At 69.7% G+C, this 1,223-nt stretch carries 2 protein-coding genes and 1 pseudogene; all 3 read left to right on the top strand.

The window, feature by feature from the left end; translation table 11 throughout:
• A partial coding sequence (locus tag YU1_RS0125725) for a VpaChn25_0724 family phage protein (protein ID WP_245263456.1) occupies positions 1 to 342 on the top strand: 342 nt, incomplete at its 5' end.
• Between the two features lies 1 nt (position 343).
• Entirely contained in the window at positions 344 to 949 is a 606-nt protein-coding gene (locus YU1_RS0125720) for a DUF3486 family protein (protein WP_029006470.1), read from the top strand.
• Positions 946 to 1,223: pseudogene (locus tag YU1_RS31415) on the top strand (hypothetical protein); the annotation flags it as partial. The gene YU1_RS0125720 and the pseudogene YU1_RS31415, both read left to right, overlap by 4 nt.

Raw genomic sequence — 1,223 nt, 5'->3', positions numbered from 1 at the left:
GGAGTTCCTGCTGGAAGAGGCGCGCAGCCGGAGGGCACGGTCATGAGCATGGAACGCCTGATCCGCGAGGAGGCCCGCCTCATCCTGCTGCGGGCGCTGGCGGGCGAGGTCAACGAGACCCTCAATTCCAGCCTGCTCACCGAGCAGCTACGCACCTTCGGCATCAAGCGCGAGCGCGCCTGGGTGCATGGGGAGCTAGCCTATCTCGCCGAGATGGGCGCCATCTCGCTGATGGCCGCCGGCAGCGTGAAGGTGGCGACGCTGGCCGGCCTCGGCCGCCGGCACCTGGACCGGGAGGCGGTGATCGAGGGCGTGAAGCGTCCGTCGCGGCCGGAGGCCTGATATGGCCGGCCGGGGGCGCCTCGACGCCATCGACCGCCTGCCGGACTGGGCGGATGAAGCGGTGGCCTGGGCCTTCACCGCCCTCAAGGATCGCAGCCTCACCCAGCTGGAGATCCTCGACGGCTTCAACGAGCGCCTGCGCGCCGCCGCCTGGGCCGAAGGCCTGACCGATCCCGACAAGATCCCGCAGGTGTCGCGCTCGTCCTTCAACCGCCGCGCCATGCGCCTGGCGAGCGTCGGCCGGCGCCTGGAGGAGACCCGCGCCATCGCCGCCATCCTCACCCCGAAGTTCGAGGGCGAGACCGCCGAGCAGATCACCTTGCTGCTGTCCGAAACCATCAAGACGCTCACCTTCGAGATGCTGGAGGAGGCGGGCGAACTGAAGGCGGACGGCGACACCGCCGAGATGCTGATGATGGCCTCCCGCGCCCTGAAACATGCGGAGGAGGCCAAGCGGATCTCGGCCGACACCAAGTCCAAGATCCTGAAGGAGTTCACCGTGAAGGCCTCCAGCACCGTGGATGCGGTGGCCAAGGCCAAGGGCCTGTCGGCCGACACCGTGGACGCCATCAAGGCGCAGATCCTCGGCATTCGGGCCAAACCATGAGCGAAGTCACCATGAGCGCGCTTGGCCAGAGCGGCGGCCCTGTCTCAGAGCAGGAATGGGCGGAGGCGCGGCGCGCCAGCCTGTTCGCGCTGCCGCAGGCGCATGCGGCCGGGCGCCTGCCCAGCTTGCTGCTGCCCTATCAGGGCGCGGGCATCGACATCTTGGATGATCCGCGCACCCGCGTGCTGGTGGTCGAGAAGAGCCGGCGCATCGGCTACACCTGGGGCCTCGCCGCCCATGCGGTGCTGAAAGCCTCCCGCGCCCGCACGGCGCG

It is taken from the genome of Azorhizobium doebereinerae UFLA1-100 (assembly GCF_000473085.1).
GTDB lineage: Bacteria > Pseudomonadota > Alphaproteobacteria > Rhizobiales > Xanthobacteraceae > Azorhizobium > Azorhizobium doebereinerae.
This window is presented reverse-complemented; position numbering and strand designations above follow the sequence as displayed.